This window comes from Serratia proteamaculans, assembly GCF_949794035.1.
Taxonomy (GTDB): domain Bacteria; phylum Pseudomonadota; class Gammaproteobacteria; order Enterobacterales; family Enterobacteriaceae; genus Serratia; species Serratia proteamaculans.
Window position 1 is genome coordinate 822,921 of sequence record NZ_OX461105.1, and the last position, 20,936, is coordinate 843,856.

At 55.7% G+C, this 20,936-nt stretch carries 23 protein-coding genes; 16 read left to right on the forward strand and 7 right to left on the reverse strand.

What is annotated here, in order from left to right; all coding sequences use genetic code 11:
- Positions 1–23: 23 nt before the first annotated feature.
- Positions 24–383 (reverse strand): 6-carboxytetrahydropterin synthase QueD, encoded by a 360-nt coding sequence (queD, locus tag QOT07_RS03710; protein ID WP_012005257.1) that lies wholly within the window; start codon positions 381–383, stop codon positions 24–26.
- A 437-nt stretch (positions 384–820) separates the two neighbouring features.
- Between queD and cysJ the strand changes: the two genes are divergently transcribed.
- From cysJ to QOT07_RS03725, 3 genes are all read left to right on the forward strand, one after another.
- On the forward strand, positions 821–2,620 hold the full coding sequence (cysJ, locus tag QOT07_RS03715; RefSeq protein ID WP_261427601.1) for an NADPH-dependent assimilatory sulfite reductase flavoprotein subunit: 1,800 nt from the start codon (positions 821–823) through the stop codon (positions 2,618–2,620).
- Positions 2,620–4,335, forward strand: a complete 1,716-nt coding sequence (gene cysI, locus QOT07_RS03720) for an assimilatory sulfite reductase (NADPH) hemoprotein subunit (protein WP_207979233.1) — start codon at positions 2,620–2,622, stop codon at positions 4,333–4,335. The genes cysJ and cysI overlap by 1 nt, the downstream gene beginning before the upstream one ends.
- 71 nt (positions 4,336–4,406) lie before the next feature.
- Positions 4,407–5,141, forward strand: a complete 735-nt coding sequence (locus QOT07_RS03725) for a phosphoadenylyl-sulfate reductase (RefSeq protein ID WP_099062775.1) — start codon at positions 4,407–4,409, stop codon at positions 5,139–5,141.
- Between the two features lie 45 nt (positions 5,142–5,186).
- Here the strand turns inward: QOT07_RS03725 and QOT07_RS03730 are convergent, their stop codons facing one another.
- The 3 genes from QOT07_RS03730 to QOT07_RS03740 form a co-directional block, all read right to left on the reverse strand.
- Positions 5,187–5,513, reverse strand: coding sequence for a type II toxin-antitoxin system RelE/ParE family toxin (locus tag QOT07_RS03730; RefSeq protein ID WP_207979231.1), 327 nt, complete (start codon positions 5,511–5,513; stop codon positions 5,187–5,189).
- Positions 5,514–5,524: 11 nt separating this feature from the next.
- Entirely contained in the window at positions 5,525–5,800 is a 276-nt protein-coding gene (locus tag QOT07_RS03735) for a hypothetical protein (RefSeq protein WP_085120271.1), read from the reverse strand.
- 91 nt (positions 5,801–5,891) lie between these two features.
- Positions 5,892–6,929: an aminopeptidase gene (locus QOT07_RS03740; RefSeq protein WP_283604283.1), complete on the reverse strand. Its 1,038-nt coding sequence runs from the start codon at positions 6,927–6,929 to the stop codon at positions 5,892–5,894.
- Here QOT07_RS03740 and QOT07_RS03745 point away from each other — a divergent pair.
- From QOT07_RS03745 to QOT07_RS03770, 6 genes are all read left to right on the forward strand, one after another.
- A complete protein-coding gene (locus QOT07_RS03745) occupies positions 6,834–7,514 on the forward strand; it encodes a hypothetical protein (RefSeq protein ID WP_283604440.1) in 681 nt (226 codons plus the stop codon). The genes QOT07_RS03740 and QOT07_RS03745 overlap by 96 nt on opposite strands.
- A gap of 187 nt (positions 7,515–7,701) precedes the next feature.
- Positions 7,702–9,132, forward strand: coding sequence for a siroheme synthase CysG (gene cysG, locus QOT07_RS03750; RefSeq protein ID WP_283602583.1), 1,431 nt, complete (start codon positions 7,702–7,704; stop codon positions 9,130–9,132).
- Positions 9,133–9,141: 9 nt separating this feature from the next.
- Positions 9,142–10,050: a sulfate adenylyltransferase subunit CysD gene (gene cysD, locus QOT07_RS03755; RefSeq protein WP_037424720.1), complete on the forward strand. Its 909-nt coding sequence runs from the start codon at positions 9,142–9,144 to the stop codon at positions 10,048–10,050.
- An 11-nt stretch (positions 10,051–10,061) separates the two neighbouring features.
- Positions 10,062–11,489, forward strand: coding sequence for a sulfate adenylyltransferase subunit CysN (gene cysN, locus QOT07_RS03760; protein WP_099062780.1), 1,428 nt, complete (start codon positions 10,062–10,064; stop codon positions 11,487–11,489).
- A gap of 1 nt (position 11,490) precedes the next feature.
- Positions 11,491–12,120, forward strand: a complete 630-nt coding sequence (cysC, locus tag QOT07_RS03765) for an adenylyl-sulfate kinase (protein ID WP_283602584.1) — start codon at positions 11,491–11,493, stop codon at positions 12,118–12,120.
- A gap of 85 nt (positions 12,121–12,205) precedes the next feature.
- Positions 12,206–12,523 carry a DUF3561 family protein gene (locus tag QOT07_RS03770; protein WP_012005269.1) on the forward strand — a complete coding sequence of 106 codons (318 nt, stop codon included), beginning with the start codon at positions 12,206–12,208 and terminating at the stop codon, positions 12,521–12,523.
- A 52-nt stretch (positions 12,524–12,575) separates the two neighbouring features.
- On the opposite strand, the gene QOT07_RS03775 is transcribed toward QOT07_RS03770, so the two are convergent.
- The 3 genes from QOT07_RS03775 to QOT07_RS03785 form a co-directional block, all read right to left on the reverse strand.
- Positions 12,576–13,298, reverse strand: a complete 723-nt coding sequence (locus tag QOT07_RS03775; RefSeq protein WP_099062782.1) for an amino acid ABC transporter ATP-binding protein — start codon at positions 13,296–13,298, stop codon at positions 12,576–12,578.
- Positions 13,282–14,001: an amino acid ABC transporter permease gene (locus QOT07_RS03780; RefSeq protein WP_051922616.1), complete on the reverse strand. Its 720-nt coding sequence runs from the start codon at positions 13,999–14,001 to the stop codon at positions 13,282–13,284. Before QOT07_RS03780 ends, QOT07_RS03775 begins: the two co-directional genes overlap by 17 nt.
- A gap of 225 nt (positions 14,002–14,226) precedes the next feature.
- Positions 14,227–14,997, reverse strand: coding sequence for a basic amino acid ABC transporter substrate-binding protein (locus QOT07_RS03785; protein WP_099062783.1), 771 nt, complete (start codon positions 14,995–14,997; stop codon positions 14,227–14,229).
- Between the two features lie 406 nt (positions 14,998–15,403).
- Here QOT07_RS03785 and ftsB point away from each other — a divergent pair, with 406 nt between their 5' ends.
- The 7 genes from ftsB (at position 15,404) to nlpD (ending at position 20,932) form a co-directional block, all read left to right on the forward strand.
- The gene (ftsB, locus tag QOT07_RS03790) at positions 15,404–15,724 is read left to right on the forward strand and encodes a cell division protein FtsB (protein ID WP_012005273.1); all 321 of its coding nucleotides are present in this window, start codon (positions 15,404–15,406) and stop codon (positions 15,722–15,724) included.
- 3 nt (positions 15,725–15,727) lie between these two features.
- A complete protein-coding gene (ispD, locus tag QOT07_RS03795) occupies positions 15,728–16,435 on the forward strand; it encodes a 2-C-methyl-D-erythritol 4-phosphate cytidylyltransferase (RefSeq protein ID WP_099062784.1) in 708 nt (235 codons plus the stop codon).
- 10 nt (positions 16,436–16,445) lie between these two features.
- Entirely contained in the window at positions 16,446–16,919 is a 474-nt protein-coding gene (gene ispF, locus QOT07_RS03800; protein ID WP_012005275.1) for a 2-C-methyl-D-erythritol 2,4-cyclodiphosphate synthase, read from the forward strand.
- A gap of 4 nt (positions 16,920–16,923) precedes the next feature.
- Entirely contained in the window at positions 16,924–17,970 is a 1,047-nt protein-coding gene (gene truD, locus QOT07_RS03805) for a tRNA pseudouridine(13) synthase TruD (RefSeq protein WP_283602585.1), read from the forward strand.
- A gap of 268 nt (positions 17,971–18,238) precedes the next feature.
- Positions 18,239–19,000, forward strand: coding sequence for a 5'/3'-nucleotidase SurE (gene surE / locus QOT07_RS03810; RefSeq protein WP_283602586.1), 762 nt, complete (start codon positions 18,239–18,241; stop codon positions 18,998–19,000).
- On the forward strand, positions 18,994–19,620 hold the full coding sequence (locus QOT07_RS03815) for a protein-L-isoaspartate(D-aspartate) O-methyltransferase (RefSeq protein ID WP_012005278.1): 627 nt from the start codon (positions 18,994–18,996) through the stop codon (positions 19,618–19,620). Before surE ends, QOT07_RS03815 begins: the two co-directional genes overlap by 7 nt.
- A gap of 325 nt (positions 19,621–19,945) precedes the next feature.
- A complete protein-coding gene (nlpD, locus tag QOT07_RS03820) occupies positions 19,946–20,932 on the forward strand; it encodes a murein hydrolase activator NlpD (protein WP_198404416.1) in 987 nt (328 codons plus the stop codon).
- Positions 20,933–20,936: the final 4 nt, after the last annotated feature.

A 20,936-nucleotide genomic window follows, 5' to 3' on the forward strand; every position in this document is an offset into this window, starting at 1 on the left:
AGGGCGCCATCGGCGCCCTTTCTTTAACCTTTATACACGCATCCCGCGGTACAGGTTTCTTTCACCATCACCGCAGTCAGTTCCGGCAACTGGGGTTTGAGCTGCTGCCAAATCCAGGCGGCGAGAACTTCGCTGGTGGGATTTTCCAATCCTGGAATATCGTTTAGATAATTGTGATCCAGGCGCTCCCAGATAGGGGAGAACACGGCTTTAAGCTCGGCGAAATCCATCACCCAACCGGTGTGTGCATCGACTTCACCGGTCACTTCCAGACGCACCATAAACGAATGCCCGTGTAGACGACCACATTTATGGCCCTCCGCGACGTTCGGCAAGCGGTGTGCGGCTTCAAACTGAAAATCTTTAAACAGCGTGGTTGCCATTATTACGGCCTCATTGACTCAAAAACCGCCGAAGTTTACCGGAAATGGAGCCTGCTTGCCATTTATACCGCTTTGGTCTACCGCCAGCCGCCGCAAAGCGGTCTTAACACTTTTTTTGTTTGGTCATTGATAGACCTATCGGTTGGGGTAATGAGTGGTAAATGCGAGTCATTCAATAAGCTTCAAAAAAACAGGTTTATTTTCATAGGGATAAAAAATACACCTTAACGCTTTAACTGCTAACCCTTACCAGAAAAACCGCTTAGTCATTTTAGTTATTATTTATGGCTATCCCTTATTTAATCGTTGCTAATCTGCTCGGTAACCTTACAAACTATCCTGATCTTTTCAGCACCACGGACTGAACGAAAAGACAGCGACTGACATTGGCGAGCACCTGGCTGGATAGGTGCCAAGTATAGGAAATAAGTACTGCAATGACGACTCAGGCACCTCCAACATCTTTGCTCCCGCTGACGCCCGAACAGCTGGCACGCCTGCAGGCGGCGATTGGTGAATATTCACCAACGCAGCTGGCGTGGCTGTCAGGTTATTTCTGGGGAATGGTTAATCAACAGCCTGGCGCCGTAGCCATTGCGCCGGTGGCCTCTGCTGCCGCCAGCATCACGCTGATCTCCGCGTCGCAAACCGGTAATGCACGCCGTCTGGCAGAACAGCTGCGTGACGATCTGTTGGCCGCCAAATTGAGCGTCACCCTGGTGAACGCCGGTGACTACAAGTTCAAGCAAATTGCCCAGGAACGTTTGCTGGTGATCGTCGCCTCCACGCAGGGGGAAGGTGATCCGGCGGAAGAGGCGGTTGCGCTGCATAAATTCCTGTTCTCGAAGAAAGCCCCCAAACTCAATGAGACCGCGTTTGCGGTATTCGGGTTGGGGGACACTTCCTACGAAAACTTCTGTCAGTCGGGGAAAGACTTCGACGGCAAACTGGCCGAACTGGGTGCCGAGCGCCTGGTCGAGCGGGTTGACGCCGACGTGGAATATCAGGAACTGGCCACGGCCTGGCGTAAACAGGTAGTGGAAGTGCTGAAAGCACGTGCCCCGGCTGAAAGCGCTGCACCGGGCCAGCTTGCCAGCGGCGCGGTTGATCTGCTCGACAGCAGCCCATACAGCAAAGAACAGCCGCTGACCGCGCAACTGGCGGTGAAGCAAAAAATTACCGGCCGTGCGTCAGACAAAGACGTGCGCCATATCGAGATCGACCTGGGCGATTCTGGCCTGCGTTACCGACCGGGTGACGCGCTGGGTGTATGGTTCGATAACGATCCTGCGCTGGTGGATGAGCTGGTGCAACTGCTGTGGCTGAAAGGCGACGAGTCGGTGGAAGTGGAAGGTAAAACCTTGCCGCTGGCGCAAGCGTTGCGCAGCCATTTTGAGCTGACGCAGAACACCACGCTGATTGTCGACAAATACGCGGCCCTGTCGCGTGATGAGAAGTTGATCGGCCTGCTGGCGGATAAAGCGGCGCTGCAGCATTACGCGCACAACACGCCGATTGTCGACATGGTGCGTCAGGCCCCGGCCGATCTCAACGCCGAACAGTTGATTGCTTTACTACGTCCGCTGACGCCGCGTTTGTATTCCATCGCTTCCTCGCAGGCTGAGAACGAAAACGAAGTGCACGTTACCGTCGGTGTGGTGCGCTACGACATCGACGGCCGCGAACGTGCCGGTGGCGCCTCCAGTTTCCTGGCCGATCGTCTGGAAGAGGACGGCGACCTGCGGGTCTTCATCGAACATAACGACAACTTCCGTTTGCCGGCCAACCCGGAAACACCGGTGATCATGATTGGTCCGGGTACCGGCATTGCGCCGTTCCGTGCCTTTATGCAGCAGCGTGATGCTGACGGTGCCGGTGGCAAGAACTGGCTGTTCTTCGGCAACCCGCACTTTACCGAAGATTTCCTGTATCAGGTCGAATGGCAGCGCTATGTGAAGGACGGCCTGCTGACTCGCATCGATCTGGCCTGGTCACGCGACCAGCAACATAAAGTCTACGTGCAAGACAAACTGCGCGAACAGGGCGCTGAAGTGTGGCGTTGGATCCAGGAAGGCGCACACATTTATGTCTGCGGCGATGCAAACCGCATGGCGAAGGACGTGGAAAATACATTACTGGAACTGGTGGCCGAGCACGGTGGTATGGATGCCGAGCTGGCGGATGAATTTTTAAGTGAGCTGCGCCTTGAGCGCCGTTATCAGCGAGATGTTTACTGATGAGTGATAAACACCCGGGGCCTCTGGTGGTTGAAGGCAAATTGGCCGATGCCGAGCGTTTGAAGAAAGAAAGTAACTTCCTGCGCGGCACCATTGCTGAAGATTTGAAGGACGGCCTGACCGGCGGTTTTACCGGTGACAACTTCCTGCTGATCCGTTTTCACGGCATGTACCAGCAGGACGACCGTGATATCCGTGCCGAACGCGCCGAGCAGAAGCTGGAGCCGCGTCACGCGATGATGCTGCGTTGCCGTCTGCCGGGGGGGATTATTTCCCCGCAGCAGTGGCTGGGCATTGATAAGTTTGCGCAGGAAAGCACGCTTTACGGCAGCATTCGTATCACCAACCGTCAGACCTTCCAGTTCCATGGCATTTTGAAGGGCAACGTGAAGCCGGTTCACCAACTGCTGGGCCGACTGGGCCTGGATGCGCTGGCTACCGCCAACGACGTCAACCGCAACGTGCTTTGTACCTCCAACCCGGTAGAGTCCGAGCTGCATCAGGAAGCCTACGAGTGGGCGAAGAAGATTTCTGAACATCTGCTGCCGCGTACCCGCGCTTATGCAGAAGTGTGGCTGGATCAGGAAAAAGTGGCGACCACCGACGAAGAGCCAATCCTCGGTGCTACCTATCTGCCGCGCAAATTTAAAACCACGGTGGTGATCCCGCCGCAGAATGACGTTGATCTGCACGCTAACGACATGAACTTCGTTGCGATCGCCAAAAACGGCAAGCTGGTGGGCTTCAACCTGCTGGTGGGCGGTGGTTTGTCGATTGAACACGGCAACAAGAAAACTTATGCCCGCCAGGCCAGTGAATTCGGCTATATCCCGCTGGAACACACGCTGGCCGTCGCGGAAGCGGTAGTGACCACTCAACGCGACTGGGGCAATCGTACCGATCGCAAGAACGCCAAAACCAAATATACGCTGGAGCGTGTCGGGGTCGACACCTTCCGTGCTGAAGTGGAAAAACGGGCAGGCATCACTTTCGAGCCAATCCGCCCATACGAATTTACCGGTCGTGGCGATCGCATCGGTTGGGTGAAAGGCATTGATGATCAATGGCACCTGACGCTGTTTATCGAGAATGGTCGATTGTTGGATTACCCAGGGCGTCCGCTGAAAACCGGCGTTGCCGAGATAGCACGGATCCACAAAGGGGATTTCCGTCTGACCGCCAACCAGAACCTGATCGTCGCCGGCGTGCCTGAAAGCGAGAAGGCGAAGATCGAAGCTCTGGCACGGGATCATGGTCTGATCGACGACGGGATCAGCGTACAGCGTCAAAACTCGATGGCCTGCGTATCTTTCCCAACCTGCCCATTGGCAATGGCAGAGGCTGAGCGTTTCCTGCCGGAGTTTGTCACCAAGGTGGAAGGGATCCTGCATCGGCACGGGGTAGGTGACGAGCACATTGTGCTGCGCATCACCGGTTGCCCGAACGGCTGTGGTCGTGCGCTGCTGGCGGAGATTGGTCTGGTAGGTAAAGCGGTTGGCCGCTATAACCTGCATCTTGGCGGTAACCGGGAAGGCACGCGTATTCCGCGCATGTACCGAGAAAATATTAACGAAGAAGAAATTCTGCGAGAGATTGACCAACTGGTGGGCCGTTGGGCCACCGAGCGCACGGCAGGCGAAGGCTTTGGTGATTTCACCATCCGCGCCGGTGTGGTCCGGCCGGTGGTTGATCCGGCACAGGATTTCTGGGACTGACGCCATTTGGCCCCGCTGTTACAGGGGGCTGGATCTGCGCGGTATGATTCAAGTATCAGGAGGCAGGCAACATGGCTGAATTCAATCTGGCAGAGCTGAATGCGCTGCCCAAGTCTGGGCAGGCGTTGGCACTGGCGGTGGTTAATGGTCAGTTGGAGACACTTTCTGCCGAGCAACGTGTGGAATGGGCGCTGGAACATCTGCCGGGCGAGTTTGTGCTCTCTTCAAGCTTTGGCATTCAGGCGGCGGTGTGCCTGCATTTGGTCACCAGGATCAAGCCGGATATCCCGGTGATCCTCACCGATACCGGCTATCTGTTCCCGGAAACCTATCAGTTTATCGACCAGTTGGCTGACAAACTGAAGCTGAACCTGCAGGTGTTCCGCGCCGAGCAGTCGCCTGCCTGGCAGGAGGCACGCTATGGCAAACTGTGGGAGCAGGGCGTTGAGGGCATAGAGAAGTACAACCAGCTTAACAAGGTTGAACCGATGAACCGCGCGCTGGAAACCCTGGGCGGACAGACCTGGTTCGCCGGCCTGCGCCGTGAGCAATCCGGCAGTCGCGCTCATTTGCCAGTGTTGGCGGTACAACGCGGGGTGTTCAAGATCCTGCCGATTATCGACTGGGACAACCGCAAAATTTATCAATACCTCACCGAGCACGGCCTGAGTTACCACCCGCTGTGGGAGCAAGGCTATCTGTCGGTAGGGGATACCCATACCACGCAGAAATGGGAACCGGGCATGAGCGAAGAAGAAACCCGCTTCTTCGGTCTGAAGCGCGAGTGCGGCCTGCACGAAGGCTAATACCCTATTAAACCGGCCAGGGGCTCAGCATTTGCTGGGCCCTTGTTAATTCAGCAACATATGCCGCCAGAGTGCCGCACCGATATCTTGGCGGGTATGCAAAATAAGTAGAATATCTACGCGATTTTCTGTCACTTCATATAGCGTTCGGTAGTCGTGACGATCCAGTCGCTCACGCACCGCCAGCCCAAATTCAGCTAACTGAACGTTATACCGGCAGCGTAGCGGATCAAGGTGTAAATGTTGGAGAGTATCGGCAAACAGTGAGTCAACGAATCTTGCTGAGCCTTGTGGGCCAAGAGTGGAGGCCTTAAAGGATTCAATATCGCTGAGGCACTGCAATGCTGTATTCGTAAGGTGAACATCATACATGGTGGTGATCCTTACCCCCGTGATGCGCGTAACCTTTGTAATGCCTCTTCAGCAGAAAGTGTTCTGCCTTCGGTGACATCCTGTTTTGCCTTCAAGGTCAGTTTCAGCAACGCATGCGTTTGCCGTTCTCGTTCCCAAGCGGCGAGCTCTTCCTGGCGCTCGGCTGCAGTTTGAACGAATAATTCAGCGGTTCCATTTCTCGTCACCCAAACACCTCCCTCGAAATTTTCGGGAGAGCCGAGGCTTTCCCGCGTCGCTTTCTGCGACAGGGTCTTTTGCGTGCTCATCAGTAGGGCTCCTGCTGCGTATTCCTGGCAACAGTATACTCAGTCGAGTACTGGGGTACAAAATTTGTACTGAATTTTGCCCCCGATACGACTACTTCTTCTTGGGTGTTTTTACCGGGTGTGCCTGTGCCAGCTCTTTGAGCAGCGGCAACAGGATCTGCACGCTCTCGCGGCTGCGCTTGTCGATTCGCCCTGGCAGATTACGCTCCAGGTATTGCAGGTTATCGTACTGCGGGCGATGCCAACTGATGCCCTGCGGGAAATGCGGGCTGACGGCGCGTTGTTGATAGCCGTCTTTATCACCCAGTGACCAATTGGTGGCTTCGACGGCCAGTACCGGGATACCTGCTTTATCAAACACTTCCTGATCGGAGCAGCAGCCGGTGCCTTTTGGGTGCGCCTTAGTGCCCGGGTTAGTGGCGGCGGCGATGCCGTAGCGATGGGCAATATCCAGCGCGCGATCGCGGCTCTGTTTCGCCAGTTTCGGCGGCGTGTTGAGACCGGAATTGAAGTACAGGCGATCGCCGGTAATCAGGCTGTCGAGGTTAATCACCAGCAGCGTATTACGTTTCTCTTCCGGGCTCATGCGCTGCAAATAGTTCTGTGCACCCAGCGAACCGATCTCTTCGGCGCTGGTGGCGACAAAGCGCAGGCCGTAAGTCGTGGGGATATTCTTCAAGCGTTCCGCCAACTCCAACATCACACCAACGCCAGAGGCATTGTCATCGACGCCCTGTAGTGTCAAGCCGCCGAGATTGTTGTCCAGATCGGCATCGCTCTTCGGCGTATAGGTATCAAAATGCGCCACGATCAGGATTTGCTGCGGATTACTGCCATTTTTGGCGGCGATCACCGAGCTGGCGGTGACGTTATTCCAGTTCTTCTTGCCGTCTTTGCTGGTGTAGATATACCGGGTATTGAAACTGCGGATATCGCTCTGATACCCCATCTTGCTGAACTGCTGGTTCAGATAATCGGCGGTGAGCAATTCGGCTGGGCTGCCTGCCATACGGCCGGGGAAATAGGTGGCAATATGACGAATTTGATCGGCGGCGAACTTGCCCATCGGGGCCTCTTTCGCGGGCTGGGCGGCAGCCGAAACGCTGAAAATACCGCCAAGCACTGCCACCAGCAGGCCGGTCTTCAGGTAAACGCGGGAAAACATACCGAAAAATCCTTCTTTTTAATGTCGGTAATACCGATTCTTTTTGCGGCTCTCAGTATGAGACTCGGCGGCAGATTAAACAATTTCCTCCGCTCTGAAATTTACGCTGTGCAGGCAAAATTTCGGCGCTGTGCGCAACTATTGATATCGATCCCGGGTTCGTGCAACACATTTTGCGAAATGCTGGGCATATTACGGGAATCGGTATTTAACCATGTCCAGTGTGTGGTTTATTATTCAGCGATAAGGTTCATACGGGCCGAAGGAGAAACCCTGATGTTGGACAACTGTGATAACAGGTTCGGCCTGATAGAGAAGAAAGCTGAGTATGTGGAACATACTCTCACTCAGGTTAAAACCGATTTGGCGACGCTGACCATGCGTTCCGTAGAGTTTGTTACCAAAGGCGATTTGCATAAGGAAGTGGGATTGCTGCACCGGGAGATCGGTTTGGTTCATAAAGAGATGGCTAATCAAACCAAATGGATGGTTAGCACCATATTGGTTGTAGCCGGACTGTGCATGACTGCCGCGAAGTTTTGGTTTTAACTTCCGTCCCCTGGCGTCTGCCTGGGCTGGTTCATCGCTGTGGCCATACCGGGCGTGAAACCGCCGCAAACCCTGACGCGGCGTGCCTTATTCCATTATTGCACTAGTCATTCCTTTTCGTCATTTCAGAGGCTAAATCTCAGCCCGTATAGTCACAGTATCTTCCTGCATAGATGAAAAGGCTGTTGTGGACTATCTACCTATATTTGCCGACCTAAAACAACGTCCGGTGCTGGTCGTTGGCGGCGGTGAAGTGGCTGCGCGCAAAGTTGATCTTCTCCTGCGCGCCGGGGCTGAAATACGGATAGTTGCGCAGTCACTCTCACCGATACTCGAACAATTACGTCAGCAGGGGCAAGTCCACTGGCTGGGAAAAGCTTTTGTCGCTCAGCAACTGGATGAGGTTTTCCTGGTGATTGCCGCCACTGATGACAGTGCGCTGAATGCCGAGGTGTTTGCCGAAGCGGACAAACGCCGGGTGCTGGCCAATGTGGTGGACGATCAGCCGCGCTGCTCGTTCATCTTCCCGTCGATAATCGACCGTTCACCCCTGGTGGTGGCCGTCTCTTCCAGCGGCCAGGCTCCGGTGTTGGCGCGCATGCTGCGTGAAAAACTCGAAGCCTTGTTGCCCGCCAGCCTGGGGCAGATGGCCGAGGTCGCCGGGCGCTGGCGCGGGCAGGTGAAACAACGGCTGAATGCGATCGGTGAACGCCGGCGCTTTTGGGAAAAAACCTTTGGTGGCCGTTTCGCAACGCTGGTGGCCAATGGCCAAACTGCCGAGGCAGAACGGCAACTGGAGCAAGACTTACAGCAGTTTGCCCAGGGCAGTGAAGGCACTCAGGGCGAAATCTCGCTGGTGGGCGCCGGGCCGGGCGACGTGGGGTTACTGACCCTGCGCGGGTTGCAGGTGATGCAGCAGGCCGACGTGGTGCTGTATGACCATCTGGTCAGCGATGAAATCCTTGATTTGGTTCGTCGCGATGCCGAACGTATCTGTGTGGGCAAACGCGCTGGCGCGCATTTGGTGATCCAGGAAGAAACCAACCGTCTGCTGGTGGAACTGGCGCAACAGGGCAAGCGCGTGGTGCGGTTAAAGGGAGGCGATCCCTTTATCTTTGGCCGGGGTGGCGAAGAATTGCAGGTGGCTGCTGCGGCAGGCATTCCGTTCCAGGTGGTGCCGGGTGTGACCGCTGCCGCCGGGGCTACCGCCTATGCAGGTATCCCGCTGACGCACCGCGATCACGCACAAAGTGTCACCTTTATTACCGGTCACTGTCGTCCCGACGGTGATGGGCTGGACTGGGCCGACCTGGCGCGTGCGCGTCAGACTCTGGCTATCTATATGGGCACCATGAAGGCGGCGGATATCAGCCAGCGCCTGATAGCCCACGGCCGCGCGGCCACTACGCCCGTAGCGGTCATCAGCCGCGGCACGCGTGCGGACCAACTGGTGCAAACCGGTACGCTGCAACAACTCGAACAATTGGCTCAACAGGCACCGTTACCGGCGCTGCTGGTGATCGGCGAAGTGGTGGAGTTACATCACCAAATCGCCTGGTTTGGGCATCAACCGCAGACGGAAGGGGTATCACGCCCAGCCGTCGTGAATTTGGCTTAAGGATCTGTTATGGACGAAAAACGACTCACTCATTTGCGGCAATTGGAGGCGGAGAGTATCCATATCATCCGTGAAGTCGCCGCTGAATTCGGCAACCCGGTGATGCTCTATTCCATCGGTAAAGACTCTTCCGTGATGCTGCACCTGGCGCGTAAGGCCTTTTACCCGGGCACGCTGCCGTTCCCTCTGCTGCACGTGGATACCGGCTGGAAATTCAGCGAAATGTACCAATTCCGTGATCGCACCGCGAAGGAATACGGTTTTGAACTGTTGATCCACAAAAACCCGGAAGGCGTGGCGATGGGCATCAACCCGTTCGTTCACGGCAGTGCCAAGCACACCGATATCATGAAAACCGAAGGCCTGAAGCAGGCGCTGAACAAATACGGTTTTGATGCCGCCTTTGGCGGTGCTCGCCGTGACGAAGAGAAGTCACGAGCCAAAGAGCGTATCTATTCTTTCCGCGACCGTTTCCACCGCTGGGATCCGAAGAACCAGCGTCCGGAGCTGTGGCACAACTATAACGGCCAGATTAACAAGGGCGAGAGCATTCGTGTGTTCCCGCTGTCGAACTGGACCGAGCTGGATATCTGGCAATACATCTTCCTGGAAAAGATCGACATTATCCCGTTGTACCTGGCGAAACCCCGCCCGGTGGTAGAGCGCGACGGCATGCTGCTGATGGTGGACGACGATCGTATTGATCTGCAGCCGGGTGAAGTGATCAGCCAGCGCATGGTGCGTTTCCGCACGCTGGGTTGCTGGCCGCTGACCGGTGCGGTGGAGTCCGAGGCCGAAACGCTGCCGGAAATCATCGAAGAGATGTTGGTGTCCACCACCAGTGAGCGCCAGGGACGGATGATCGACCGCGATCAGTCCGGCTCGATGGAGCTGAAAAAGCGTCAAGGGTATTTCTAAGGAGCCGCCGGATGAATAACGCAATTGCACAACAAATCGCTGAACAGGGCGGGGTCGAGTCTTACCTGCACGCACAGCAACACAAAAGTCTGTTACGGTTCCTGACCTGCGGCAGCGTCGACGACGGTAAAAGTACCCTGATCGGCCGCCTGTTGCACGATACCCGCCAGATCTACGAAGATCAGCTGTCAACGTTGCACAGTGACAGCAAGCGCATCGGCACCCAGGGCGAAAAGCTCGATCTGGCATTGCTGGTCGACGGCCTGCAGGCCGAGCGTGAACAGGGCATTACCATCGATGTGGCCTATCGTTATTTCTCGACCGAAAAGCGCAAGTTTATTATCGCCGATACGCCGGGGCATGAGCAGTACACCCGTAATATGGCGACCGGTGCCTCTACCTGCGATTTGGCGATCCTGTTGATCGACGCACGCAAAGGGGTGCTGGATCAAACTCGCCGACACAGCTTTATCGCTACGTTGCTGGGGATCCGCCATCTGGTGGTCGCGGTCAATAAAATGGACCTGGTGGATTATCAAGAGTCAGTATTCGAGCAGTTCAAACAGGACTATCTGACCTTCGCTCAGCAGTTGCCGAACGATCTGGACATCAAGTTTGTCCCGCTATCGGCGCTGGACGGCGATAATGTGGCCAGCGAAAGCACCCAGATGCCTTGGTATAACGGCCCAACGCTGCTGCAGGTGCTGGAAAGTGTGGATGTGATCAGCGAGCGCGAAACGCAGCCGCTGCGCTTCCCGGTGCAATATGTTAACCGTCCGAACCTGGATTTTCGTGGCTATGCCGGCACCCTGTCTGCCGGTGTGGTGCGCGTGGGCCAACGCGTGAAGGTGCTGCCTTCCGGTGTGGAATCTACCGTTGCACGCATTGTTACCTTTGATGGCGATTTGCAGGAAGCGGTGCCGGGTGAGGCGATCACGCTGGTGCTGAAGGATGAAGTGGATATCAGCCGTGGCGATTTGCTGGTCGATGCCGGGGAAACCTTACAGGCGGCGCAAAGCGCACTGGTCGACGTGGTGTGGATGGCCGAGAAGCCGCTGTTGCCAGGGCAGAGCTATGACATCAAGGTTGCCGGTAAAAAGACCCGTGCACGGGTGGAAGGTATTCGTCACCAGGTAGAAATTAACTCCCTGGCCCAACATCAGGCCGACACCTTGCCGCTGAACGGCATTGGTCTGGTGGAGCTGACCTTCGACGAGCCGCTGGTGCTGGACAGCTATCAGCGTAACCATGATACCGGTGGGCTGATTTTTATCGATCGCCTGAGTAACGTCACGGTCGGCGCCGGATTGATCCGCGAAACCTTGCAGGACGCTCCGGTAGCGGCAGGGGAGTTCAGTGCGTTCGAGCTGGAACTGAATGCTCTGGTACGCAAACACTTCCCGCATTGGGGCGCGCGTGACCTGATCGGGGGCAAATAACGTGGCCGATGCAGAGCAACGGCCAACCGGGCCGGAGGACGATAACGTGGTCTGGCACCCGCATGCGGTAGCGCGTGCGGATCGTGAAGCCCGTAATGGCCATAAAGGCGTGGTGCTGTGGTTTACCGGGCTGTCCGGCTCGGGTAAATCCACCGTCGCCGGTGCACTGGAGCAGGCGCTGCACGCCCTTGGCGTCAGTACCTATCTGTTGGATGGCGATAACGTTCGCCATGGCCTGTGCCGAGATCTGGGCTTTTCCGATGACGATCGACGCGAGAACATTCGCCGCGTGGGTGAAGTGTCCAAACTGATGGTGGACGCCGGACTGGTGGTGCTGACCGCGTTTATTTCACCGCACCGCGCAGAACGGCAGATGGTGCGCCAACTGCTTGATGAAGATCGCTTTATCGAGGTGTTTGTCGACACGCCGCTGGCGATTTGTGAGGCGCGCGATCCGAAGGGATTGTACAAAAAAGCCCGCGCCGGCGAACTGCGTAATTTCACCGGAATCGACTCGGTTTACGAGGCACCGCAACGGCCGGATATTCACCTTGATGGCCAACAATTGGTAACAAATTTGATTGCGCAATTGTTAGACGTGCTGCGTGGTCGAGCTATTATCAAACCCTGAATTCAGAAAAGCGTGTGGCGTTTTTGCGTCATACGCTTTTTACGCTAAGCCCGCCGAAGAGCGTGCCGAATAACCAGGGATCACTATGCAAAATGTCTCGCCTATCTTGATTGACTCAAACCAGGAGAAAGAGGAACCCTCTTATTCTTTCCTGGGCGGCGTCTGTGGCTTTGTTTTCTACTGGCTGGCGTTCGCGGTGCCGTTCGTGGTCTATGGCTCCAATACCCTCTTCTTCCTGCTCTACACCTGGCCGTTCTTCCTGGCCCTGATGCCGGTTTCGGTGCTGATTGGCATTACGCTCAGCATGCTGCTGCGTGGCCGTCTGATCCTGACGTTGCTGCTGACTGGCGCTATCGTGCTGTGTCTGTTCTGGCTGGTATTCAGTTTTCTGACCGGTTGGTGAGAGAGCGGGCGCAGTCGTCTGCGCCCGAAGCATTGCAAAGCCGTGCCGAAGGTTACAAAACTTTGCTTAGAAAAGCCTGAGTTCGCGGGTTGGCAGGCTGGCTGAAAATCTGCTGCGGCGTGCCTTCTTCCTGAATGATCCCTTGATCGATAAACAACACCCGATCGGCCACTTCGCGGGCAAAACCCATCTCGTGCGTAACCACCACCATGGTCATTCCTTCGTGCGCCAACGACTTCATGACCGCCAGCACTTCGCCGACCAACTCGGGATCAAGCGCTGAGGTGGGTTCGTCGAACAGCATGATTTTCGGCTCCATCGCCAGCGCCCGGGCAATAGCCACCCGCTGTTGTTGGCCGCCGGACAGGCTGCTGGGATAGGCGTCAATCTTATCCAACAGACCCACTTTACGTAACAGCGCTTCTGCGCGCAGGACGGCGTCGGCGCGCGACAGCTTTTTCACCCCCATCGGCGCCATAATGATGTTCTCCAGCACCGTCATATGCGGGAACAGGTTAAAGCGCTGGAACACCATCCCCACGCTCTCACGCATTTTATTGAGATCGGTTTTCTGGCTGTGTATGGCAAAACCGTTAACCAGGACCTCGCCGCCAGAAAGCGTTTCCAGCGCGTTGATACAACGCAGGAAGGTGCTTTTACCGGAGCCGGACGGGCCGATGACGCAGACCACTTCGTTGGTCGCGATTTCGCAGGAGATGCCACGCAGTACGTGGCTTTCGCCGAATTGTTTTTGCAGATTATGTACGCGAATCACTTTTCCCGAACCTCTTTTCCATGTGTTGCACCATCAGCGAAAGCAGGAAGGTGAGGACCCAATAGACCAGCGAAATGGTCAGGTAGGGCTCCCAATAGGTGGCATAGGCGCCGGAAACCGTCCGGGCGGCATAGGCCAGATCGGCCAAACCGATGGCGGAGGCCAAAGAGGAATCCTTGACGATGGCAATGGCGTTGTTGCCCAGCGGTGGCAGCATGCGACGGAATGCCTGTGGCAGGATCACCTTGCGCATGGTTTTGCCGTAGCTCATGCCCAGTGAGCGTGAAGCCTCCATCTGGCCGCGATCGATTGACTGAATGCCGGCACGGAAAATTTCCGAGACGTAGGCACCGGCGTTGAGCGTAATCGCCACGACGCAGGAGAGAAACGCGCCGTAGTCGGAGCGCAGCGCACGGGCGAAGTCACTGCTCATCAGGCCGTTGGTGACCAGCAGGCCGTCACGTGGGTTGATAAACAACGGTACCAGGGCGAAGTGCACCACCATGATCTGCACAAACAGCGGTGTGCCGCGGAAGGCACTGATATAAATGCGCACCGGCCATTGGACGCCGTAATGCAGTATCGGTTTCCAGATGCCGTGCGGTGCTTGTGCCAGACGGCCTAACCCCAGGAGCAGCCCCCAGGTGGTGCCCAATATCACGCAGATAATGGTGCATTTGATGGTCATCCAGGCGCCTTCCATAAACAGCGGGGCGTACTCCTGGATAATCTCCCAACGGAAATTCAAGGTCGGATCCTTCTTTAAGAGTGTTTAGGCTACTGCGCGTCGTCATCTCGAGCTTGGGCTGTGCTCGCCATCCTCATGGACGTTGTGTCCATTCCGGTGGCTGCGCGCTACCCGCACCCGAGATGACTTAGCTCGCTACGCCTGCCTGCGAGTGTTTTCCGGTTGCAGGCAACTGTTGAGTTATTCGGCAGGCAGCGTCGGCACGTTGCTGTCAAACCAGGTCTGGTAAATTTTGGCGTAGGTGCCGTCGGCGATGATTTTCTTCAGGCCGGCGTTGATCTTGCCGCGCAGTTCCTCGTTGCCCTTGGCAACGGCAATGCCGAAATACTGACGCTCGAATTTGGCGTCGGACACCAGTTTGAACTCTTTTTCCGGGTGAGTTTTGATGTAGAACTTGGCCACGCCAACGTCGCCCACGGCGGCGCCGATGCCGTCTTCGTACAGCTCCTGCAACAGCAGCGGGGTGTTGTCGAAGCGTTTGATGGCGGTGCTGTTTTTGCCCAGCACGTCGGATACCACAATGTCGCCGGTGCTGGAGTTCACCACACCGACCTTCAGCGCTTTCAACGCGGCGATGGAGTTCACGTTAGAGTCTTTAGGCACCACGATAGTCTGCTCCGCCGGGAAGTAAGGCGCAGAGAAATCAACCATTTGCTTGCGTTTGTCGGTGATGGTGATGCCGGAGATAATGATGTCGCGATCGCCGGAATTCAGCGTGGCGAAGATCCCTTCCCACGGCGTATTCACCAGTTTGACCTGGAAGCCTTCGGCCTTGGCCACGGCCTTGATGATATCAATATCAAAGCCTTCCAGCTGTTTGTTGCTGTTTTCGAATTCGAACGGACGATAGGTGCCGCCGGAGCCGACGACGTAAGTAGGTTCGGCTGCCAGGGCAGAAGCCGACAGGGTGGCGGCCAGGCAGGCGCCAATCAGAACTAAGCGTTTTAACATCACTATCCCCGGTAATTAAAAGTTATCCATTGGATTTATTTATGCACTATGAGTGCATAAAAATAATCCTTAATGAATAAAAACACAACTCTTACCTGATGATGGAATTTTCAATGGTGTTAAATATGCACTTTTCGTTCGTGGTCGGCGGAAGCGTTGGCAAAACGACGGGGCAGCCAGTTTTTCTTGCTGCATAACCGAGAAAAACCCTGATTGAGGGAGGGCGGTGCTGTCGATCTGTGTCTTATCGGGTGAAAGTGGTTTTTTTTGCCGCTTTCGGCGCGAATTTAGGTTATAAACTCAAGAAATTCTCATCCTACTCTGAATTTGGCGGTGAAATGCCGTTCTCAGTGTGGAGTCCAACGAAAAGTTGTGGGATGATTAGGCGGTTTTTCAGGGGGCGGAGATGGGAAAACTTACGCTGTTATTGCTGGCATTGCTCGGTTGGTTACAGTATTCACTGTGGCTGGGCAAAAATGGTGTTCACGATTACGTGCGGGTCAATGATGACGTTGCAGTCCAACAGGGCAGCAATGCGAAATTGAAAGCGCGTAACGATCAGCTGTTCGCCGAAATCGACGATTTGAACGGCGGTCAGGAAGCGATCGAAGAGCGTGCGCGCAATGAACTGAGCATGATTAAGCCCGGTGAAACTTTCTATCGTCTGGTTCCTGATCAATCCAGACGCAACGCGGCGTCCTCCTCGCAAAATAACCTACAAAAGTAACGCATGAATCACTCCGCAGGAACCGTTCCACCGGTGATTGCCGTCCTGCCCGCTGCCGGTATCGGCAGCCGTATGCAGGCGGATTGCCCGAAGCAGTATTTAACCATCGGCCACCAAACCATTCTTGAGCATGCGATCCACGCGCTATTGCGCCATCCGCGTATTCCGCAGGTGATTGTGGCGATCGGCCCCGATGACCAGCAATTTCACCAGTTACCTATTGCCAGGGATCCCCGCGTGCGGGTCACCGTCGGCGGTCAGCAACGCGCCGATTCGGTAATGGCCGGCTTGCAACTGGCCGGTGAGGCAAAATGGGTGCTGGTACACGATGCTGCGCGGCCCTGTCTGCATGCCGACGATCTGGAACGCCTGTTGGCGATCACCGAACACAGCGAGGTGGGGGGGATTTTGGCCGCACCGGTACGTGACACCATGAAGCGTGCCGAGCCGGGTCACAGTGCAATCTCCCATACCGTTGAGCGTCAGGACCTGTGGCATGCGTTAACGCCGCAGCTATTCCCGCTGGCCTTGCTTAAACTTTGCCTGCAGCGCGCGTTGGACGACGGCGCGACGGTCACCGATGAGGCCTCTGCGCTGGAGCATTGTGGCTATCATCCGTTGCTGGTCAGTGGACGCTCGGACAATATTAAAGTCACGCGCCCGGAAGATTTGGCGCTGGCGGCCTTCTATTTAACTCAGTTGGACAATTAAGGAGCGCATCATGCGTATCGGTCACGGTTTTGACGTACATAAATTTGGTGGCGAAGGGCCGCTGGTGATCGGTGGTGTTCGTATCCCTTATGAAAAAGGTTTGCTGGCCCACTCCGACGGTGATGTGGCGCTGCACGCGGCGACCGATGCCCTGCTGGGTGCGGCGGCGTTGGGGGATATTGGCAAGCTGTTTCCGGACACAGACCCCGCTTTCAAAGGCGCCGACAGCCGCGTGCTGCTGCGTGAGGCCTGGAAGCGTATCCGCGCCAAAGGCTATCGTCTGGGGAATCTGGATATCACCATTATTGCCCAGGCCCCTAAAATGGCGCCGCATATCCCGCAAATGCGCGTTTTCCTGGCGGAAGACCTGCAATGCCATATGGATGATGTCAACGTTAAGGCTACCACCACCGAACAGCTCGGATTCACCGGGCGCGGCGAAGGCATTGCCTGCGAAGCGGTTGCCTTGTTGATCAAGGAATAAGTGCATGGATATGGCTAACCTGACCTGGCTGCATGGCCAGCCGCAGAGCACCGGCGTGTTAAAAGCCAACCCGGAAGATTTCGTGGTGGTGGAAGACCTGGGTTTTGAGCCGGACGGCGAAGGCGAACATGTGCTGGTGAACATCCGCAAAAATGGCTGTAACACCCAGTTTGTCGCCGATTATCTGGCGCGCTTTGCCGGTATTCACGCCCGCTCTGTCAGCTATGCCGGTCTGAAAGATCGTCATGCGGTGACCGAGCAGTGGTTCTGCCTGCATTTGCCGGGTAAAGAAACACCCGATTTTACTCAGTTCTCACTGGAGGGCTGCGAAGTGCTGGCCAGCGCCCGCCACTTGCGCAAAATGCGTATTGGCACGCTGAAAGGCAATGCCTTCACGCTGGTACTGCGTCATATCTCCGATCGTCAGGATGTCGAACCGCGTCTGCAGGCGATTGCCGCCGGCGGTGTACCGAACTATTTTGGCAGCCAGCGCTTTGGTCGCGGCGGCAATAACCTGGTGATGGCGCGCCGCTGGGCAAATGATGAGATCCGGGTTAAAGAACGCAGCAAGCGCAGTTTTTATCTTTCTGCCAGCCGCAGTGCGCTGTTTAATCTGATTGCCAGCCGACGTCTGGCCAATCAGCAGCAACATACCGTGCTGGAAGGAGATGCCTTGCAGCTCAGTGGTCGTGGCAGCTGGTTTGTTGCCCAGCCTGAAGAGTTGGAAGCGCTGCAACAGCGGCTGGATGCCGGCGAACTGATGATTACCGCCCCCTTGCCGGGTGACGGCGAGCCGGGCACCGCCGGTGAAGCGTTAAATTTTGAACAGCAGTGTTTGCTGGAGCAACCGGAACTGATGGCGCTTTTAAAGCGTGAACGTGTTGATCCGGCCCGCCGTGCGCTGTTGTTACAGCCAAAAAATATGCAGTGGGACTGGTGGGATGATGCCACCGTTGAACTGCGTTTTTGGCTACCGGCCGGCAGTTTCGCCACCAGCGTGGTGCGCGAAATTATGCGGCAGGACAGCAGTGATGCGGATATTAGCGAGTAATAGAAAACCTGCTTAGGCAGGTTTTTTTTCGTCTGGAGCATGACGGCGCCATGAGGTGTATTGGCCCTGTCTGCGGTTTTTGGTGTTAAGAAGTGTGCCGAAGCCGGTCGAAAATTCGTCTTTTCCCTTGGTGACTGGACATGCCGGGGGGAGTGAACATAATATCTGCTGGTTAAGCCCCTCCTTTTGGGCGTTCATTCCGAGTAGTTAAATAGCCGGCCCGCTTAAAAAGGGTCAGGTTGAGAGATAAAAAAGAAGACAACCTCTTATGCGGATATTGCTGAGTAATGACGACGGCGTGACCGCCCCGGGCATTCAGGTGCTGGCGGCGGCATTGCGAGAGTTCGCCGAAGTTCAAGTTGTGGCACCGGATCGTAACCGCAGTGGTTCATCCAATGCGCTGACGCTGGAATCCCCATTGCGCACCCTGACGATGCCCAATGGCGATATCGCCGTACAGCAGGGAACGCCGACCGACTGTGTGTATCTGGGTGTGAATGCCCTGATGCAGCCTGCGCCGGATATCGTGGTTTCCGGTATCAACGCCGGGCTTAATCTGGGGGATGACGTTATCTATTCCGGCACCGTAGCGGCTGCTATGGAAGGGCGTCATTTGGGGTTACCTGCGCTGGCCGTGTCGCTGAACGGCCATCAGCATTATGCGACCGCCGCGGCGATCACCTGTCGGGTACTGCGTGCGTTACTGCGGGAACCGTTGCGAACCGGTAAAATTCTGAATATTAACGTGCCGGATTTGCCGCTGGACCAGATTAAGGGCATTCGTGTGACCCGCTGCGGCAGCCGCCATCCGGCTGACAAGGTGTTCTGTCAACAAGATCCGCGCGGGCAAAATCTCTATTGGATCGGGCCGCCGGGTGATAAGTTTGATGCCGGGCCAGACACGGATTTCGCTGCGGTAGAACAAGGTTATGTGGCCATCACGCCACTGCAGGTGGATTTAACCGCCTATGCGGCTCAGGACGTGGTAAAAACGTGGTTAACCAAAGCAGGGGTCGGCGGGGAATGGTGAACAAGCGTATGCAAACATTGCTGACGCAGCTGCGTCAACAGGGGATCCGGGACGAACGGTTGCTGCAGGCGATCGAAGCAGTGCCGCGGGAACGTTTTGTTGATGAAGCACTTGAACACAAGGCCTATGAGAATACCGCGTTACCCATTGGCTCCGGCCAAACGATCTCCCAACCTTATATGGTCGCACGCATGACCGAACTGCTGAACCTGACGCCAACCTCCCGGGTATTGGAGATCGGTACCGGTTCCGGCTATCAAACCGCCATCCTGGCGCATCTGGTGCAGCATGTTTGCTCTGTTGAACGTATCAAAGGGCTGCAATGGCAGGCCAAGCGCCGGTTGAAACAACTCGATCTTCACAATGTTTCCACCCGTCACGGCGATGGCTGGCAGGGCTGGGCATCGCGCGGGCCGTTTGATGCCATCATTGTCACGGCGGCACCACCGGAGATCCCTCCGGCGCTGATGGAGCAGTTGGACGACGGTGGCATTCTGGTGTTACCGGTCGGTGAGCAGGCCCAAACGCTGAAGTACATTCGGCGCCAGGGAAGCGAATTTGTTATCGATACCGTCGAAGCGGTGCGTTTTGTTCCCCTGGTGAAGGGCGAATTGGCCTAGCGATTGTCTGAATTTTCGACAGGAAACGAAATCTGTTGCACTTTCATCACCTCCGGTTAATGTTTTAACGTTTCAATAAAACTAATTTTCAATACAATTGCCTTTCTGCGCAGTTGTCTTATGGTGCAGCGGCGCTAATGTGGTTAGCATTGGCGCGCTGTTTTGAGGCTCCGGCATGAGGATTTCCTGACGTTCAGGGATCGGCCGTGGGCACCTTTCAGGGTAGAAATCGAGAGAATGTTAAAAGCTCAGCTACCATGTAAAGGGTATTTGGATATATCGCTGATATTGCTGTCATGGGGGAAGCATGAGCACGGGAAGCCCAATGATTACATTACGCCGGGTTGCGGTGTGTACGATGGTAAGTTTGTGGTTGGCAGGTTGTTCGAACACTGAGTCGACATCGGCCCCTATTAGTAGTGTGGACGGTGGCGGAGCCGCTGCATCCGGCAATGCTGGATCACAGGCTAATGCTGAAGGGCACATTGTTTACAACCGCAGTTACACTTCGATCCCCAAAGGGAGCTACAGCGGTAATACCTATACGGTTAAGCGCGGAGACACGCTGTTTTACATCGCCTGGATCACCGGAAACGATTACCGTGACCTGGCCCAGCGCAATAATATTCCTGAACCATACAGCCTGAATGTCGGCCAAAGCATTCAGCTTGGTAATGGTTCTGCCAACGGAAACGGCGGCATGCTGGCGGCAACAGACGCAACCAGCGGCGGTGTTCCGAAGCCGCCATCGACCTCTCAGATACAAACTGCAACGGTTGATTCTCCATCAACTAACGCGTATTCTGATAATTCGGGTAAACAGAATGTAGGTAAGATGTTACCTACAGCAGGTGCAGTGGCGGCAACTACCGCAACAGCCCCTGTTACCGCACCGGTAGTTGCTCCACCAGTGAGCAGCACCGTCAGCAACAGCGCCCCAGTAAGTACCTGGAGATGGCCGACTGACGGTAAGATTATTGATAACTTTTCCTCATCAGAAGGTGGGAATAAAGGTGTCGATATCGCCGGGACTCGTGGGCAGCCAATCTTCGCTACCGCCGATGGTCGTGTAGTGTACGCAGGCAACGCTTTACGGGGTTACGGTAATCTAATCATCATCAAACACAATGATGATTACCTGAGCGCCTACGCTCACAACGACACAATGCTGGTCCGGGAACAACAAGAAGTGAAGGCGGGTCAAAAAATAGCCACCATGGGTAGCACCGGAACCAGTTCAGTACGTTTGCATTTTGAAATTCGTTACAAGGGGAAATCCGTAAACCCGCTGCGTTATCTTCCGCAGCGATAGATTG

What these genes read in the sequence shown, in the direction of transcription:
- queD (WP_012005257.1), bottom strand. Translation starts at nt 383, where the DNA reads ATGGCAACCACGCTGTTTAAAGATTTTCAGTTTGAAGCCGCACACCGC.
- cysJ (WP_261427601.1), top strand. Translation starts at nt 821, where the DNA reads ATGACGACTCAGGCACCTCCAACATCTTTGCTCCCGCTGACGCCCGAA.
- cysI (WP_207979233.1), top strand. Translation starts at nt 2,620, where the DNA reads ATGAGTGATAAACACCCGGGGCCTCTGGTGGTTGAAGGCAAATTGGCC.
- QOT07_RS03725 (WP_099062775.1), top strand. Translation starts at nt 4,407, where the DNA reads ATGGCTGAATTCAATCTGGCAGAGCTGAATGCGCTGCCCAAGTCTGGG.
- QOT07_RS03730 (WP_207979231.1), bottom strand. Translation starts at nt 5,513, where the DNA reads ATGTATGATGTTCACCTTACGAATACAGCATTGCAGTGCCTCAGCGAT.
- QOT07_RS03735 (WP_085120271.1), bottom strand. Translation starts at nt 5,800, where the DNA reads ATGAGCACGCAAAAGACCCTGTCGCAGAAAGCGACGCGGGAAAGCCTC.
- QOT07_RS03745 (WP_283604440.1), top strand. Translation starts at nt 6,834, where the DNA reads ATGACGAATTTGATCGGCGGCGAACTTGCCCATCGGGGCCTCTTTCGC.
- cysD (WP_037424720.1), top strand. Translation starts at nt 9,142, where the DNA reads ATGGACGAAAAACGACTCACTCATTTGCGGCAATTGGAGGCGGAGAGT.
- cysN (WP_099062780.1), top strand. Translation starts at nt 10,062, where the DNA reads ATGAATAACGCAATTGCACAACAAATCGCTGAACAGGGCGGGGTCGAG.
- QOT07_RS03770 (WP_012005269.1), top strand. Translation starts at nt 12,206, where the DNA reads ATGCAAAATGTCTCGCCTATCTTGATTGACTCAAACCAGGAGAAAGAG.
- QOT07_RS03780 (WP_051922616.1), bottom strand. Translation starts at nt 14,001, where the DNA reads ATGGAAGGCGCCTGGATGACCATCAAATGCACCATTATCTGCGTGATA.
- QOT07_RS03785 (WP_099062783.1), bottom strand. Translation starts at nt 14,997, where the DNA reads ATGTTAAAACGCTTAGTTCTGATTGGCGCCTGCCTGGCCGCCACCCTG.
- ftsB (WP_012005273.1), top strand. Translation starts at nt 15,404, where the DNA reads ATGGGAAAACTTACGCTGTTATTGCTGGCATTGCTCGGTTGGTTACAG.
- ispD (WP_099062784.1), top strand. Translation starts at nt 15,728, where the DNA reads ATGAATCACTCCGCAGGAACCGTTCCACCGGTGATTGCCGTCCTGCCC.
- ispF (WP_012005275.1), top strand. Translation starts at nt 16,446, where the DNA reads ATGCGTATCGGTCACGGTTTTGACGTACATAAATTTGGTGGCGAAGGG.
- truD (WP_283602585.1), top strand. Translation starts at nt 16,924, where the DNA reads ATGGATATGGCTAACCTGACCTGGCTGCATGGCCAGCCGCAGAGCACC.
- surE (WP_283602586.1), top strand. Translation starts at nt 18,239, where the DNA reads ATGCGGATATTGCTGAGTAATGACGACGGCGTGACCGCCCCGGGCATT.
- QOT07_RS03815 (WP_012005278.1), top strand. Translation starts at nt 18,994, where the DNA reads ATGGTGAACAAGCGTATGCAAACATTGCTGACGCAGCTGCGTCAACAG.
- nlpD (WP_198404416.1), top strand. Translation starts at nt 19,946, where the DNA reads ATGATTACATTACGCCGGGTTGCGGTGTGTACGATGGTAAGTTTGTGG.